General features: G+C 63.3%; 1 protein-coding gene. It reads left to right on the top strand.

Going from position 1 to position 842, the window contains the following annotated elements; genetic code table 11:
* Nucleotides 1-184: 184 nt before the first annotated feature.
* Entirely contained in the window at nt 185-766 is a 582-nt protein-coding gene (gene ampD / locus G3480_RS26980; protein ID WP_164657256.1) for a 1,6-anhydro-N-acetylmuramyl-L-alanine amidase AmpD, read from the top strand.
* The last annotated feature ends 76 nt before the right edge of the window (nt 767-842 follow it).

Genomic DNA, 842 nt, shown 5'->3' with positions numbered 1-842 from the left:
AGCGCAGTTCCACTTTGCCCAAATGGGATATCCTCATCCGACCAAACTGCGGGTAAGTTCTTTCGCGTAAATCGCCTAGGATAGGCCATCCAGCACGACTTCCGCCCAATACATAGGATCCGCCCAATACATAGGATCCGCTCAGTACATACGATCCGCTAATACATGAGGTCCGCTAAACTCGATGGATGCGCGCACCCTGACGCCGACCAGCCCAAGCATCGACGACGCAGGATGGCTGAAGGGCACGGAACGACACCCCTCACCGAACTGTGACGACCGCCCCGCAGGCACCGAGATCGACCTGCTGGTGATTCACAACATCAGCCTGCCGCCAGGCGAATTCTCGGGAGACTGGATCGACGATCTCTTTCTGAACCGCCTGGACCCGAGCGCGCACCCCTATTTCACGCCCATCGCCCAGGTGCGCGTCTCGGCACATCTCCTCATTCGACGCGACGGCAGCCTGATCCAGTATGTCCCCTTCGCGCTCCGCGCCTGGCACGCTGGAGCATCCTCATTCGAGGGACGTGAACGCTGCAATGACTTCTCCATCGGCATCGAGCTGGAAGGGACGGATCTGACCCCATTCACGGATGCCCAGTACCGCGCCCTTATCGGCTGCTCGCGGGAGATTCTGCAGCGCTACCCGAACATCACCCAAGCGCGCATCACCGGCCACAGCGAGATCGCCCCCGGACGCAAGACCGACCCCGGCCCGGCCTTCGACTGGCCGCGCTACCGCGCCGCCCTCGGCGGCGCATAACCCAAGCCCTCCAGTCGGTTGAGTCGACTCGTGGGAGCGGCGCCCCGCCGCGATCGCGCGAGCGTCGCGGCGGGGC

It is taken from the genome of Thiorhodococcus mannitoliphagus (genome assembly GCF_010915725.1).
GTDB classification, from domain to species: Bacteria; Pseudomonadota; Gammaproteobacteria; order Chromatiales; family Chromatiaceae; genus Thiorhodococcus; species Thiorhodococcus mannitoliphagus.
The sequence above is the reverse complement of the archived record's forward strand: the minus strand, read 5'-3'. Positions and strand labels throughout refer to the sequence as shown.

Bases quoted from the DNA above. Each gene is read 5' to 3' on its own strand.
- ampD (WP_164657256.1), top strand. From the start codon at position 185: ATGGATGCGCGCACCCTGACGCCGACCAGCCCAAGCATCGACGACGCA.